The organism is Streptomyces sp. NPDC006643 (assembly GCF_042870175.1).
Lineage (GTDB): Bacteria > Actinomycetota > Actinomycetes > Streptomycetales > Streptomycetaceae > Streptomyces.
Genome location: NZ_JBIAHA010000027.1, coordinates 68,691 through 83,446 on the forward strand (window position 1 = coordinate 68,691; position 14,756 = coordinate 83,446).

A 14,756-nucleotide genomic window follows, 5' to 3' on the forward strand; every position below is an offset into this window, starting at 1 on the left:
CTACGTCATCGCGCCCCGGCGCGTGTCGTTCGACTGGCGCGGGACCCCGCTGCACTGGATACCGGGCGAGCCCATCGCCACGCACGTCGTCAACGTGCTGCATCTGCTGCTCCCCGCGGGCGAGCGCTGGTTCGTGAAGGTCTTCAAGGAGGCGCTGCCGCTGGTCGAGGACCCGGTGCTGCTCAAGGAGGTCAAGGGCTTCATGGGCCAGGAGGCGACGCACAGCGTGCAGCACGCGTATGTGCTGAACCATCTGGCGGAGCAGCGGCTGGACACCGAGCGGTACACGCGGCACGTCGACTATCTCTTCGAGGTGCTCCTCGGGGAGAAGCCACCGTTCGGGGTGCCGTGGCCGCCGCAGGACTGGCTGCGTTTCCGGCTGGGGATCGTCGCCGCGATCGAGCAGTTCACGGCGGTCCTGGGGGACTGGGTGCTGCGCGCCGGGGCGCTGGACCGCGCGGGGGCGGACGAGGTCATGCTCGACCTGCTGCGCTGGCACGGCGCCGAGGAGGTCGAACACCGGGCGGTGGCCTTCGACATGTACCAGCACTGCGGCGGCCCGGATCCGGTGCGTTACGCCCGCCGCCTGGAGACGATGGTCGTCGCCGCGCCGGTGATGCTCTGGTTCTGGGCGCGCGGGGCGGCGTATCTGATCCGGCACGACCCGCAGTTGGCCGGCCGGCTGAGCTACTCGCTGCGCGAGCACAACCGGGCCGTGGCCAAGGGCCTGTTGCCCACCTGGCGGGAGCTGGGCTCGGCGGTGCCCCGGTATTTCCGGCGGTCTTACCATCCCTCGCGGGAGGGTTCGCTCCGCAGAGCCGTCGACTATCTGGCGACCTCGCCCGCGGCCCGCGCGGCGGCCGGGGCGGTCGGCCGCGCCGCCCTGACGTAGCGCCGTGCCGGAGCCGAGGGAGGAGTGAGCGTGTCTGCGAACCGGGGCAAGGCGGAGGCGGAGGGGGAGGGGGCGGGGGCGGGGGCGGGGGCCCCGGCCAGTGGTACGGCCGGTGCCCGGTACCGGATCGAGGGTCTGGCGCATGCGAGCGGCGCCACGGTCCGGACCATCCGCGCCTACCAGGACCGCGGACTGCTCCCCGCCCCGGAGCGGCGGGGCCGGGCCAATGTGTACGGGGACCCGCATCTGACCCGGCTGCGGCAGATCGCCGACCTCCTCGAACGCGGCTACACACTGGCGTCCATCAAGGAGTTGCTGGAGGCGTGGGACGCCGGGCGCGGCCTGGGCGGGGTGCTCGGCCTGGTCGCCGAGGTGCACGGCCCGTGGACCGACGAGCGGGCCGCCCGGATCAGCCGCGCCGAGCTGGACGAGCGCTTCGGCGGCTCCCCCGACGACGCGGCGCTCGCCGAGGCGGTGGAGCTGGGGGTGCTGGAGCGGGTCCCCGGGCGGGACGACGAGTTCCTCGTACCGAGCCCTCAAGAGCTGGCGGTGGCGGCCGAGTTGTACGCGGCCGGGGTGCCGCTGTCCGCGATCTCCGCCCATCTGCGGGAACTTCGCGGACAGGTCGAGCACATCGCCGAGCGTTTCATGGAGTTCACGACCGAGCACGTCTTCGCGCGCTATCTGGGCCATCGCCCGCCGACGGACGCGGACGCCGCCGAGGCGGTGACGCTCGTACGTCGGTTGCGCCCCCTCGCACGGCAGACGGTCGACGCCGAACTGGCGCGCGCCATGCGGCTGTTCGCCACCCGGCAGCTTCAGCGGCATCTGACGGCCCAGGAGCCGGAGCCGACGGGCCCGCAGACCCGTTCCGTGGCTCTGCCTGCCGGGACGGTAGAGGCGGTACAGAGGCTGGTTGGGGAGGAGGGCGCCGCGGAGTTCATCGCGTTGGCGGCCGAACGGGAGGTGCGGGCAAGGACGTTGGACGCGCTCACCGCAACCCACAGACAGAGCAGTCAAATTGACCAAATGGGTTAATCGGTGCGGCAGTTGTCCACAGATTCGCCAACCAGCCTGTGGATAAGTCAAGTTGACTGTGGATCAAACATTTCACCACTGATCTTTTTCGGATCGGATCCGATCGAGGCGTCGGGCGAAGCGTTGGACGAAGCTTCCGTGCGCCGAGACCGGACCGAAATCAGTGGCGCCCTTTCGCCGCCCCGGGCACGCTGTGCGGATGACCACATCACGCACAACACCGGGCGCGGGAACGCCCGACGAGCGACGCACCGTGAAGGTGTCGAAGTACCTCTCCAAGCATCTGCGGCACCAGCCCGAACGAATCGGACTCACGCTCGACCCGAACGGCTGGGTGGAGATCGACGCGCTGCTGCGCGCCACCGCCGACCACCGCTTCCCCCTCACCCGCGCCGAGCTGGACCATGTCGTGGCCGTCAACGACAAGCGGCGCTTCACCATCGAGGGCAGCCGCATCCGCGCGAACCAGGGCCACACCGTCGAGGTCGACCTGGACCTGCCGCCGGCCGAGCCGCCCGCGTACCTCTACCACGGCACCGTCGCCCGCAGCCTCGACGCGATCCGCGCCGAGGGCCTCCGGCCGATGAACCGCCACCATGTCCATCTCTCCCCCGACCGCGAGACGGCGACCCGCGTGGGCGCCCGCCGCGGCCGTCCGGTGGTCCTGCCCGTGGACGCGGGCGCGATGCACCGCGACGGCCACGTCTTCCGGGTGAGCGCCAACGGCGTCTGGCTGGCGGACGCCGTACCGCCGCGCTACCTCCGCTTCGGCGACTGACCCGGGGGCTGCACCGCGCCGTCGTGTACCGCGGGACGCCGCCTCGTGGCCTGGACGGCCGGCTGAGAGCCGAGACGTAGGCTCGGGGCATGAGTCTGCGCCTGAGCACCGTGATCCTCCCTGTCGACCGCTGGCACGAAGGGGGCCGTGCGAAATGGCAGCGCGCCGAAGAACTCGGCTTCCACGCCGCGTACACCTATGACCACCTCTCCTGGCGGACTTTCCGCGACGGCCCCTGGTTCGGGGCGCTGCCCACCCTCACCGCCGCCGCCACGGCCACCGAGCGCCTCCGACTGGGCACGCTCGTCACGTCGCCGAACTTCCGCCACCCCGTGACGCTCGCCAAGGAGTTGATCTCCCTCGACGACATCTCCGGCGGACGGATCACCCTCGGGATCGGGGCGGGCGGCAACGGCTTCGACGCCACGGCGCTCGGGCAGGAGGCGTGGACGCCGCGTGAGCGCGCGGACAGGTTCGGCGAGTTCGTCCCCCTTCTGGACCAGCTGCTGACGACGGGCTCGGTCACGCGGTACGGCGACCGCTACTCCGCCGTCGAGGCGCGCAACATCCCCGGCTGCGTCCAGCGCCCCCGGCTCCCCTTCGCCGTCGCCGCCACCGGCCCGCGCGGGCTGAGGCTCGCCGCGCGGTACGGCCAGGCATGGGTGACCACCGGCGACCCGAGCCTGTACGAGGAGGGCACCCCGCAGGAGTCGGTGGAGGCGATCCGCGGTCAGGTCGAGAGGCTCGGCGGCGCGTGCGCGGAGATCGGGCGGGACGTGGCCGAACTGGACAAGATCCTGCTCACCGGCTTCACCCCGGACCGCCGCCGCCCGCTGGAGTCGGTGAACGAGTTCGTGGACTTCGCGGGCCGGCATCAGGAGCTGGGCATCACGGAGCTGGTTGTCCACTGGCCGGTCCCCGATTCGGACTTTGCCGTCGACCAGGTGGTCTTCGAGAAGATCGTCGCCGAGGCGCCCGCCCAGCTCCGCTGAGCCGCTGAGCCGCTGGGCTGCTGCGCCGCCGAGCCGCTCGGCCGTTTCGCGGCGGGGGGGGCGCGCGGCGGCGTGCGCGCCGGAGGTCTCATATGTGCGCCCCTCCGCACTCCCGTGCACATGTGTGCGGGAGGATGGGCGGGTGACCTCAGCGACCGAGTCTCCGCTTCCCGCCCGCCCCCGGCTGATCGCCACCGATCTTGACGGAACGTTGCTGCGCGACGACAAGACCGTCTCCGACCGCACCGTCGCCGCGCTGGCCGCCGCCGAGGAGGCCGGGATCGAGGTCTTCTTCGTCACCGGGCGGCCGGTCAAGTGGATGGGGGTCGTCAGCGACCATGTGCACCGGCACGGCCTGGCGATCTGCGCCAACGGCGCCGTCGTCGTCGATCTGCGCGGCGACGGGAAGCTGCTCAAGGTCCGCGGTCTGGACCGGACCGCCGCGCTCGACGTCGTCAGGGCCCTGCGGGACGCGGCACCCGGCACGGTCTTCGCCGTCGAGAAGACGACGAGCTTCGGTTACGAGCCCCAGTACCCGCCCTTCCAGGACGACCCGGGCACGCTCGTCGCCCCGGCGGAGAAGCTACTCGCAGAGGCGGGGGAGGGCGACGGTGCCGCCGACGCGGTGGTCAAGCTGCTGGCGCACCACCCGAGCCTGACACCCGACGGTTTCCTCACCCTGGCCCGTACGGCCGCCGGGCACCTCGCGTCCTTCACCCGCTCCAGTCCCACTGCGCTGCTCGAAATCAGCGGCCTCGGGGTGAGCAAGGCGAGCACGCTCGCGCTCTGCTGCGCCGAACGCGGCATCTCCTCCGACGAGGTCGTCGCCTTCGGCGACATGCCGAACGACGTGGAGATGCTGGGGTGGGCCGGTACGTCGTACGCGATGGGCAACGCGCACCCGGACGTGATCGCGGCGGCGTCGGGGCGCACGGTGGCGAACAACGACGACGGGGTCGCGGTGATCATCGAGCAGTTGGTGACACGCGCGCGGGCGCAGGACACGCCTTAGAGCGGGGCCTGCCAGATCACGGTCGTGCCGCCGCCGTCCTCGGACAGGCCCGGGCCGACCTCGCTCGACCCGCCCAGTGACTCGGCGCGCCGGCGCAGATTCCGCAGACCGCTGCGCCGGCCGCCCTCCGGGATGCCCACGCCGTCGTCGGCGACCGACAGGCGTACGGCGGGTGTGCCGTCGGGCAGTTCGGCGTTCGCGTCCACCGTGACCTCGATCCGTGACGCCCGCGCGTGCCGGAACGTGTTGGAGAGGGCTTCGCGGAGGGCCGCGATGAGGTTCTTGCCGGTGAGTTCGCCGACGGACGAGTCGATCGCGCCGACGAAGCGGTGGGTGGGCTTGAAGCCGAGCGGCACGGCCGCCATGTTGATCTCGCGCAGTACGCGGGTGCGCAGCCCGGACGGTGCCTCGGCCGGGCCCTGTTGCAGCGCGAAGATGGCGGTGCGGATCTCCTGGATGGTGACGTCCAGTTCGTCGACCGCCTTGCCGACGCCCGAACGCACCTCGGGCACCTCCGACTGCCGCTGCGCGGTCTCCAGCATCATTCCGGCGGCGTACAGGCGCTGGATGACCAGGTCGTGGAGGTCGCGGGCGATCCGGTCGCGGTCCTCGAACACCGCGAGCCGTTCCCGGTCGCGCTGCGCCTCGGCCATCATCAGGGCGAGTGCCGCCTGCGAGGCGAACTGGGTGGCGAGGGTGCGTTCCGACTCGGTGAAGGGGCGCGCGCCGATCGCGCGGGGTGTCACGAGTACGCCGAGCACCCGGCCGTCGCTGTGCAGGGGCAGCATCAGGGCCGGGCCGTAGCGGGCGGACAGCGGGGAGATCAGGCGCGGGTCGGTGCTGGAATCCGTGACATGGACGGACTCGCCGGTCAGCAGCGTGGCGACCACCGGGCTGTGGGCCGGGACTCGGATGCCGATGGAGACGTCCGGGGTGTCGGACGAGACGGCTACGACCTCCAGTCCTCCGTCGGGCGTGGGCAGAAGGACGATACCGGCCGCCGAGTCCGCGAGTCTGCGGGCGTGTTCGGCGACGACGGTGAGCGCGTGGTGGGCGTGGTGGCTGTAGTCGGCATGCCCGGTGGTGCCTGTGAGGTGGGTGCTGCCCGCGTGCTCGGTGCGGTCGTGGGCGCCCGACGCTTCCTCAGCACCCGACGCTTCCTCCGCGCCCGACGCTTCCTCCGCGCCCGCGCCGTAGAGCAGGGCCGTCGTGACGGCGACCGAACCGTCGATCCAGCGCTCGCGCTGCCGGGCCGCCTCGTACAGCCGCGCGTTGCCGATGGCGAGGCCCGCCTCGGTGGCGAGCACCCGCACCATGTGCTGGTCGTGGTCGGTGAATTCGGCCCCGTCGGCGCCGTCGTGCTTCTCGCAGAGGTAGAGGTTGCCGAGGATCTCGCCCTGGACGCGGATGGGCACGCCGAGGAACGTGCGCATCGGCGGATGGTGCCGCGGAAACCCGGCCGCCCGCGGATCGGCGGTGAGGTCCGCGAGCCGGATCGGTTCGGGGTGGCGGATCAGTTCGCCGAGCAGTCCGCTGTGGCCGTCCGGGCGGCGGCCGATCCGCCGTGCGACGTCGGGGTCCACGCCGTAGGTGACGAAGTCGGAGAGACCGCCGCCCGTCTCGTCGACGACGCCGAGCGCCGCGTAGCGGGCGCCGACGAGACGGGCCGCCGTCTCGCAGATCCGGTCGAGGGTGGCGTGCAGTTCGAGACCGGTGCCGACGGAGCGCATGGCATCGAGGAGCTGCGGGACGCGGGCGGTCAGCTCGGTGGACAGGCCCTGGAGGCGCCGAGTGGCGTCCGCATCACCGCCGTCCCCAGCACCGGTGTCGGGGCCGAGGTCGGTACCGGGGTCGAGGTGGGAATCAAGGTCGGGGCCGGAGTCGGAATCGGGGTCGCCCTCGTGGGAGTCTTGGGGATCGGGCGCTGTCATAGCCCTGACCCTAATTAGTCCCATTTGTTATGGAAAGTCGGTTCCAGGATTACCCGGGCAGCCCGACCAGGTCGCCGGCCGGCCCCCGCTCCTTCTCCCGCTCCCACATCGTGCGCAGCGGCCCCTCCACCGCGACCAGCTCGGCGTACGGCCCCCGCTGCGCCACCCGCCCTTCGTCGAGCACGATCACCTCGTCGACCGCGTCGAGCCCCTTGAGCCGGTGGGTGATGAGAAGCGTCGTACGCCCCTCCGTCACGGCCAGCAGGTCGGCCGTCAGCGCGTCGGCCGTGGGCAGGTCGAGGTGTTCGGCGGGCTCGTCCAGTACGAGGACGGGGAAGTCGGCCAGGAGCGCGCGGGCCAGGGCCAGGCGCTGCCGCTGGCCCCCGGAGAGCCGTGCGCCGTGCTCGCCGACGAGGGTGTCCAGACCGGCCGGCAGCCCGTCCACCCAGTCCAGCAGCCGGGCGCGGCGCAGGGCGTCGCGGAGTTCGTCGTCGGTCGCGTCCCTGCGGGCGAGCGCGAGATTCTCCCGTACGGAACTGTCGAAGAGGTGCGCGTCCTGCGCGCACAGTCCGACGAAGCGTCGCACCGTGTCGCCGTCCAGCGCCGCCGCGTCCGTACCGCCGAGCCGGACGCCGCCCTCGCGCGCGTCCAGGAAGCGCAGCAGGACCTGCGCGAGGGTCGTCTTGCCAGCGCCGGACGGTCCGACGACGGCCACCCGCTTCCCGGCGGTCAGCGTCAGGTCGACGCCGGTGAGCGCGTCGCGCTCCTGCCCCGCGTACCGGGCCGAGAGCCCCCGTACCTCCAGCGGGAACGGCGTCGCGGGAGCGGCGGCCGGACGTACGGGCTCGTGTACGGGAACGGGCGCGTCCAGCACCTCACACACCCGCTCGGCGCTCCGCGCGGCCCGCTGCCGGTACTGCACCGCGAGCGGCAGACCGGCGACCGCCTCGAACGCGGCCAGCGGGGTCAGTACGACGACGGCCAGCGCGACACCGGGAAGCCGCCCGTCGTGTACGGCGCCCACACCGGCGTACGCGGCTGCCGCCACGGTCAGTCCGCAGATCAGCGCGGACAGGCCGCCGCCGAGGGCGGTGGCGGTCGCGCCGCGCGAGGCGATGGCCGTCAGCGTCGCGTCGGCGTCGCGGGCCGCGCGGATACGGCTCCGAAGGGCGCCGGCGACGGTCAGTTCGGCGCAGCCGTCGAGGAGTTCGGCGACCCGGGTCGCCAACAGGCCGCGTGCGGGGGCGAGTCGCCGTTCGGCACGGCGGGCGCGGGCGCCGCTGACCAGCGGCACGCCGACGCCCGCGGCGAGCAGCCCGACGGCCAGCACGGCGCCCGCCTCGGGAAGCAGCCAGCCGGTGAATCCGACGGCGCCGACGCCGACGAGCACGGCGGAGCCGACGGGCAGCAGCCAGCGGAGCCAGTAGTCCTGGAGGGCGTCGACGTCGGCGACGAGCCGGGAGAGCAGATCACCGCGGCGTGCGTCACGCAGGCCGGCGGGGGCGAGCCGTTCGAGGCGCCGGTAGACGGAGACGCGGAGGTCGGCGAGCATCCGCAGCACGGCGTCGTGGGAGACGAGCCGCTCGGCGTAGCGAAAGACGGCGCGCCCGATCCCGAAGGCGCGGGTCGCGGTGACGGCGACCATCAGATACAGCACGGGCGGCTGCTCGGACGCGCGCGAGATGAGCCACCCGGAAACGGCCATGAGCCCGACGGCGGACCCGAGGGCCAGACTCCCCAGCACCAACGCGAGCACGAACCGCCCACGCAGCCGCCCGACGGCGGCCCGCATCCGGGCGAGCGGGTGTGACCCGGCCCCCGGGAGCCCGTCGGCGCCGCCACCGCCGGTACCGGACCGGCGAGCCTCCCCCACGCCCGCCGTCCCGAACCGCTCGGCAGGATCCCCACCGGGACCAGCAACCGGCGCCCCGGGCTTCCCCGCATCCGCCGCACCCGTCACCCTGCCCCGCCCCACGCCGGACAACCGGCCGTCCGTACCGCCACCACCGGCACCACCGCCACCACCAGCACCGCCACCGCCACCGACGGACGCCGTCCCGAACCGCTCGGCGCGCCACCCGTCCAAGCCGACATCCACCGCATCCACCGCATCCGCCGGATCCACCGCATCCGCCGCATTCACCGCCCCCCGGCCACCCCCCACCTCGACCACCCGGTCCGCCACCGAGAGCAGGGCCGGGCGGTGGATCACCAGGATCACCGTGCGGCCCGCCGCCAGCCGGCGGATCGCGGAGACGATCGTCGTCTCCGTCTCGCCGTCCAGCGCCGCCGTCGGCTCGTCCAGCAGGAGCAGCGGGCGGTCGGCGAGGAACGCCCGCGCCAGGGCCAGGCGTTGGCGCTGGCCGGCCGACAGGCCCGTACCGTCCTCGCCCAGCGGGGTGTCTGCGCCCAGCGGCAGCGCGGTCACGAAGTCGTACGCCCCCGCGTCGCGCAGCGCGTCCCGTACGGCGGCATCGGTGGCGTCCGGGCGGGCCAGGCGTACGTTCTCGGCGATCGTCCCCGCGAAGAGGTACGGGTGCTGCGGCACCCACGCGATCCGCTCGCGCCAGCGGTCCAGGTCCAGGTCCGCCAGGTCGGTGCCGCCCACCCGCACCCGGCCCTCCGTCGGCGCCGTGAACCCGAGCAGCACGTTGAGCAGCGTCGTCTTCCCGGACCCGCTCGGGCCGACCAGCGCGACCGTCTCCCCCGGCTCGACCACCAGCGTGGCCGCCTCCAACGACGGTTCCGCGCGCCCCTCGTGGCGGACCGTCACCCCGTCCAGCTCAAGGCGCGGCGAGTCCGGCACCTCGGCGGCCCCGCCCGGACCGGTCGGCCCGGACTCCAGCACGGCGAAGATCTCCTCCGCCGCCGCCAGCCCCTCCGCCGCCGCGTGGTACTGCGCCCCCACCTGACGCAGCGGCAGATACGCCTCCGGCGCCAGGATCAGCACCACCAGACCCGTGTAGAGGTCCAGGTCCCCGTGGACCAGCCGCATCCCGATCCCCACCGCCACCAGCGCCACCGACAGCGTCGACAGCAGCTCCAGCGCGAAGGACGACAGGAAGGCGATCCGCAGCGTACGGAGCGTGGCCCGCCGGTACTCGGAGGTGATCTCCCGCACCGACTCCGCCTGCGCCTTCGCGCGCCCGAAGACCTTCAGCGTGGGCAGCCCGGCGACGACGTCCAGGAAATGCCCCGACAGCCGTGACAGCAACTGCCACTGACGGTCCATCCGGGACTGGGTGGCCCATCCGATCAGCACCATGAAGAGCGGGATCAGCGGCAGGGTCAGCACGATGACGCCCGCCGACACCCAGTCGTCGGTGACGATCCGCGCCAGTACCGCCACCGGCACCACCACCGCGAGCCCGAGCTGCGGCAGATAGCGCGCGAAGTAGTCGTCCAGCGCGTCCACGCCCCGTGTGGCCAGCGCGACGAGCGAGCCGGTGTGCTGACCGCTCAGCCACCCCGGCCCCAGCTCGGCGGCCCGTTCCAGCAGCCGCCCGCGCAGCTCGGACTTGACCGCCGCGCTCGCCCGGTGCGCGGCGAGTTCGGTCAGCCACGCGACGAGCGCGCGCCCGACGGCGACCGCGCCCAGCAGGAGCAGTGGCGTACGGAGCCCGGAGACCCCGAGCCCGCCCTCGAACGCCCCGACCACCACCTCGGCGATGATCATCGCCTGGGCCACGACCAGTCCCGCACCGGCCAGTCCCAGGACCACCACGGCCACCAGGAAGCCCCGGGTGGCCCGTGCGTACCGCAGCAGACGTGGATCGATCGGTTTCACGTGAAACACCCGCCCAGCAGTTCGACACCCATGGCTCTAGTGCGCGTCCGCGATGTGCTGCGTACCGATGCGCTTGCGGAAGACCCAGTACGTCCAGCCCTGGTAGAGCAGCACCACCGGCGTCGCGATCCCCGCGCACCAGGTCATGATCTTCAGGGTGTACGGCGTCGAGGACGCGTTGGTCACCGTCAGGCTCCACTCGGGGTTGAGCGAGGACGGCATGACATCCGGGAACAGCGTCAGGAACAGCATCGCGACGGCGGCCACGATCGTCAGCCCGGAGAGCGCGAACGACCATCCCTCACGCCCCGCCCTGATCGCCACGACCGCGCCCGCCAGGGCCACCACCGCGACGGCGGCGGCGCCCAGGCTCGCGCCGTCACCGCTGTCGGCCTGGGTCCAGCCCAGGAACCCGAGCGCCAGCACGGCGGTCAGCAGCCCCAGACCGAACGCCAGCTGCCGCGCCCGCATCCGGATGTCCCCAACCGTCTTGAGCGCCGCGAACACCGCGCCGTGGAAGGTGAAGAGGGTCAGGGTCACCAGTCCGCCGAGGATCGCGTACGGGTTGAGCAGGTCGGCCAGGTTGCCCACGTACTCCATGTCCGCGTCGATCTTCACGCCGCGCACGATGTTCCCGAAGGCCACGCCCCACAGCACCGCCGGCAGCAGCGAGGTCCAGAAGATCGCGTGTTCCCAGTTGCGCTGCCAGCGCTCCTCGGGGCGCTTGGCCCGGTACTCGAAGGCGACACCGCGCACGATCAGACAGACCAGGATGATCAGCAGCGGCAGATAGAAGCCGGAGAAGAGGGTGGCGTACCACTCGGGGAACGCCGCGAAGGTCGCGCCTCCGGCCGACAGCAGCCACACCTCGTTGCCGTCCCAGACGGGCCCGATGGTGTTGATGAGGACCCTGCGCTCCTTACGGTTCCGGGCGAGCAGCTTCGTCAGGACGCCGATCCCGAAGTCGAAGCCTTCGAGGAAGAAGTAGCCGGTCCACAGGACGGCGATCAGCACGAACCAGACGTCGTGTAGTTCCATGACTGAAGTTCAGCTCCTCAAGTCCTCAGTACGAGAAGGCCATCGGGCGGTCGGCGTCCTTGGAGTCGTGGCCGCCGATCTTCGTGGGTGGGTTGAGGTCGTCGTCGCTCAGATCGGGCGGTCCCGCCTTGACGTACTTCACGAGCAGCTTGACCTCGACGACGGCGAGCACCGCGTAGAGCAGGGTGAAGACGATCATCGAGGTGAGCACCTCGCCCTGCGACGTGCCGGGGGAGACGGCGTCGGAGGTGCGCAGCACCCCGTACACCACCCAGGGCTGCCGGCCGGTCTCGGTGAAGATCCAGCCCCAGGAGTTGGCGATCAGCGGGAAGAGCATCGTCCACAGGGCGACCAGCCAGTACATGTGCGCGAAGCGCGGGCCGAGCGCCTTGTTGCGCAGGAGTACGAGATTCGGCACCTCGTCCTCGCCGGTCCGCAGCGCCTTCGGCAGCAGGAACTTCCGGCGGGTCAGCCAGAGCCCGAGGAGACCGATGCCCAGCGACGCCATACCGAAGCCGATCATCCAGCGGAAGCCCCAGTACGCGACGGGGATGTTGGGCCGGTAGTCACCGGGCCCGTACTTCTCCTGCTCGGCCTTCTGGACGTCGTTGATGCCGGGCACGAAGGAGTCGAAGTCGCTGTGCGCGAGGAAGGACAGCAGGCCGGGGATCTCCAGGGCGACCTTGTTGTGGCCCTCGTCCACGTCCCCGTAGGCGAAGATCGAGAACGGCGCGGGCGCCTCGCCGTCCCACAGGGCCTCGGCGGCGGCCATCTTCATCGGCTGCTGCTCGTACATGATCTTGCCGAGCGTGTCGCCGCTGACGGCGGTGAGCAGACCGGCCGTCACGAGGGTGACGAGGCCGAGCCGCAGCGAGGTCCGCATGACCGGGATGTTCTGCCGGTGCTTCTTGCTCTTGCGGCGCGCGAGATGGAAGGCGGAGATGCCGACCATGAACGCGCCGCCGACCATGAAGGCCGCCGTCATGGTGTGGAAGAACTGGGCGAGCGCGGTGTTCTGGGTCAGTACGGCCCAGAAGTCGGTCAGCTCGGCCCGGCCGCGCTCCTCGTTGATCCGGTAGCCGACGGGGTGCTGCATCCAGGAGTTGGCCGCGAGGATGAAGTACGCGGAGAGGATCGTGCCGATCGAGACCATCCACATGCAGGCCAGATGGATCTTCTTGGGCAGCTTGTCCCAGCCGAAGATCCACAGACCGATGAACGTGGACTCGAAGAAGAAGGCGATCAGCGCCTCGAAGGCGAGCGGGGCGCCGAAGACATCGCCGACGAAGCGGGAGTAGTCGGACCAGTTCATACCGAACTGGAACTCCTGCACGATGCCGGTGACGACCCCCATCGCGATGTTGATCAGGAAGAGCTTGCCCCAGAACTTGGTCGCCTTGAGGTACTTGGGGTTCGACGTCCGTACCCAGGCGGTCTCCAGGCCGGCGGTCAGCGCGGCGAGGGAGATCGTGAGGGGGACGAAGAGGAAGTGGTAGACGGTGGTGATGCCGAACTGCCATCGCGCGAGAGTCTCGGGAGCCAGTGCGATGTCCACGATGTCTCTCTCCTTCTCCGTACGGGCCCCTTGCCGGGGGCTGCGGCTTGCCCTGTTGGTCCCGGTCAGAACGGGACGAGTCAGAAAACAGGGACGCGCTTGTGAACGCGTTCACATTCACAAGCAAAAGTATGGCGCACGGCCCGACCGGATCTTCAAGGGGGGGTCCCCTTCGAACATCCCGCCGTGACCGCGCGCCGGAATCAGCCTGGGAGAGAGCCTGATTCGGACCGCCGGACCGTCGAACGGCCTGCGCGCCGAACCGTCGGACGGCCGGCCCGCCGGACCGCCCGCTCAGATCTCCTTGCGGAACGACTCCGCCGTGTGCAGGAACAGGTCGTTCGCCTCGTACTCGCCGATCGTCACCCGTACCCCCTCGCCCGCGAACGGCCTGATCGTCACGCCCGCCCGCTCGCACGCCGCCGCGAAGTCGGTCGTACGCTCCCCCAGCCGCAGCCACACGAAGTTGGCCTGCGTCTCGGGCACCGTCCAGCCCTGCGCGCGCAGTGCGTCGTACACGCGGGTGCGCTCACCGACCAGCGACCCCACCCGCCCCAGCAGCTCGTCCTCGGCGCGCAGCGAGGCGACCGCCGCGTCCTGTGCGATCTGGCTCACACCGAAGGGCACGGCGGTCTTGCGCAGCGCGGCGGCCACCGGCTCGTGGGCGATGGCGAAGCCGACACGCAGCCCCGCGAGGCCGTACGCCTTGGAGAAGGTCCGCAGCACGGCGACGTTGGGCCGCTCCCGGTAGATCTCGACCCCGTCGGGAACGTCGGTGTCGCGGATGAACTCGCGGTACGCCTCGTCCAGTACCACCAGGACATCGCTGGGCACGCGGTCGAGGAACCGTTCCAGCTCGGCCCGGCGCACCACGGTGCCGGTGGGGTTGTTGGGGTTGCAGACGAAGATCATCCGTGTCCGCGCGGTGATCGCGTCCGCCATCGCGTCCAGGTCGTGCACCTCGTCCGCGTCCAGCGGCACCTTCACCGACGTGGCGCCCGAGACCTGCGTGATGATCGGGTACGCCTCGAAGGACCGCCAGGCGTAGATCACCTCGTCGCCGGGCCCGGAGGTGGCCTGAAGCAGCTGCTGGGCGACACCCACGGAGCCCGTGCCGGTGGCCAGGTGCGAGACGGGCACTCCGAAACGGTCGGCCAGCTCGCTCATCAGCCCGGTGCACGCCATGTCGGGGTAGCGGTTGAACGCGCCGGCCGAGGCGAGCACGGTCTCCATCACGCCGGGGAGCGGCGGGTACGGGTTCTCGTTGGACGACAGCTTGTACGCGACGGGCCCGCCGGCCGCCGCCGGCTTGCCCGGCTTGTAGGTGGGAATGCCGTCCAGCTCGGCGCGCAGCTTCGGGCTCGTCTCGCTCACCGCGGGTCCTCCTCGGGCGTTCTGGGCTTTATGGATGTTCTGAGGTGCTCTGAGGTGCTCTGGGGCGTTACAGGGGCTTTCTCGGAGCGCCCCGAAGGGCGTTCCGTGGGCCTTACACATGATCGGCTCACCTCATACGGATGCACCAATACTCCTCACCTTAAGAGGATTGCCGACCCCTGCGAATACCCGTCCCGGAACCGGGTGCCGAAGGAGCCGCCGAGGCCCCGGGGAACGGGCCCGGAACCGCGCCCTGACAGGGGGAGCGCTCCTTGGCCTGGCGCGCGCCGGTGGCTCACTCCGTGGCGCGCATCCCCCGTGGGGGTGAGTTGAGACCTCTTCGAAACATCGGACACTCG

10 protein-coding genes are annotated in these 14,756 nt (G+C 71.5%); 5 read left to right on the forward strand and 5 right to left on the reverse strand.

Annotated features, from left to right (window positions below):
- Positions 1 to 7: 7 nt before the first annotated feature.
- From ACFYNU_RS31195 to ACFYNU_RS31215, 5 genes are all read left to right on the forward strand, one after another.
- Positions 8 to 892: a metal-dependent hydrolase gene (locus ACFYNU_RS31195; RefSeq protein ID WP_356595669.1), complete on the forward strand. Its 885-nt coding sequence runs from the start codon at positions 8 to 10 to the stop codon at positions 890 to 892.
- A gap of 126 nt (positions 893 to 1,018) precedes the next feature.
- The gene (locus ACFYNU_RS31200; RefSeq protein ID WP_356595667.1) at positions 1,019 to 1,930 is read left to right on the forward strand and encodes a MerR family transcriptional regulator; all 912 of its coding nucleotides are present in this window, start codon (positions 1,019 to 1,021) and stop codon (positions 1,928 to 1,930) included.
- A gap of 199 nt (positions 1,931 to 2,129) precedes the next feature.
- Positions 2,130 to 2,708: an RNA 2'-phosphotransferase gene (locus ACFYNU_RS31205; protein ID WP_356595661.1), complete on the forward strand. Its 579-nt coding sequence runs from the start codon at positions 2,130 to 2,132 to the stop codon at positions 2,706 to 2,708.
- Positions 2,709 to 2,797: 89 nt separating this feature from the next.
- Complete coding sequence (locus ACFYNU_RS31210) at positions 2,798 to 3,700, forward strand: LLM class flavin-dependent oxidoreductase (protein WP_356595659.1); 903 nt, start codon at positions 2,798 to 2,800, stop codon at positions 3,698 to 3,700.
- Between the two features lie 142 nt (positions 3,701 to 3,842).
- The gene (locus ACFYNU_RS31215; RefSeq protein WP_356595657.1) at positions 3,843 to 4,712 is read left to right on the forward strand and encodes a Cof-type HAD-IIB family hydrolase; all 870 of its coding nucleotides are present in this window, start codon (positions 3,843 to 3,845) and stop codon (positions 4,710 to 4,712) included.
- On the opposite strand, the gene ACFYNU_RS31220 is transcribed toward ACFYNU_RS31215, so the two are convergent.
- The 5 genes from ACFYNU_RS31220 to hisC all read right to left on the reverse strand — a co-directional run bounded on the left by ACFYNU_RS31220 (position 4,709) and on the right by hisC (position 14,397).
- Positions 4,709 to 6,643, reverse strand: a complete 1,935-nt coding sequence (locus ACFYNU_RS31220) for a GAF domain-containing protein (protein ID WP_388767877.1) — start codon at positions 6,641 to 6,643, stop codon at positions 4,709 to 4,711. The two genes, ACFYNU_RS31215 and ACFYNU_RS31220, sit on opposite strands and share 4 nt — an antisense overlap.
- 49 nt (positions 6,644 to 6,692) lie before the next feature.
- Entirely contained in the window at positions 6,693 to 10,430 is a 3,738-nt protein-coding gene (gene cydD, locus ACFYNU_RS31225) for a thiol reductant ABC exporter subunit CydD (protein WP_356595655.1), read from the reverse strand.
- A 36-nt stretch (positions 10,431 to 10,466) separates the two neighbouring features.
- Positions 10,467 to 11,468: a cytochrome d ubiquinol oxidase subunit II gene (gene cydB / locus ACFYNU_RS31230; protein ID WP_356595653.1), complete on the reverse strand. Its 1,002-nt coding sequence runs from the start codon at positions 11,466 to 11,468 to the stop codon at positions 10,467 to 10,469.
- A gap of 25 nt (positions 11,469 to 11,493) precedes the next feature.
- Positions 11,494 to 13,023 carry a cytochrome ubiquinol oxidase subunit I gene (locus ACFYNU_RS31235; protein ID WP_356595652.1) on the reverse strand — a complete coding sequence of 510 codons (1,530 nt, stop codon included), beginning with the start codon at positions 13,021 to 13,023 and terminating at the stop codon, positions 11,494 to 11,496.
- A 294-nt stretch (positions 13,024 to 13,317) separates the two neighbouring features.
- The gene (gene hisC, locus ACFYNU_RS31240) at positions 13,318 to 14,397 is read right to left on the reverse strand and encodes a histidinol-phosphate transaminase (RefSeq protein WP_356595650.1); all 1,080 of its coding nucleotides are present in this window, start codon (positions 14,395 to 14,397) and stop codon (positions 13,318 to 13,320) included.
- Positions 14,398 to 14,756: the final 359 nt, after the last annotated feature.

Coding starts and splice junctions, on each gene's coding strand:
- ACFYNU_RS31210 (WP_356595659.1), top strand. CDS start 2,798: ATGAGTCTGCGCCTGAGCACCGTGATCCTCCCTGTCGACCGCTGGCAC.
- ACFYNU_RS31220 (WP_388767877.1), bottom strand. CDS start 6,643: ATGACAGCGCCCGATCCCCAAGACTCCCACGAGGGCGACCCCGATTCC.
- cydB (WP_356595653.1), bottom strand. CDS start 11,468: ATGGAACTACACGACGTCTGGTTCGTGCTGATCGCCGTCCTGTGGACC.
- ACFYNU_RS31205 (WP_356595661.1), top strand. CDS start 2,130: ATGACCACATCACGCACAACACCGGGCGCGGGAACGCCCGACGAGCGA.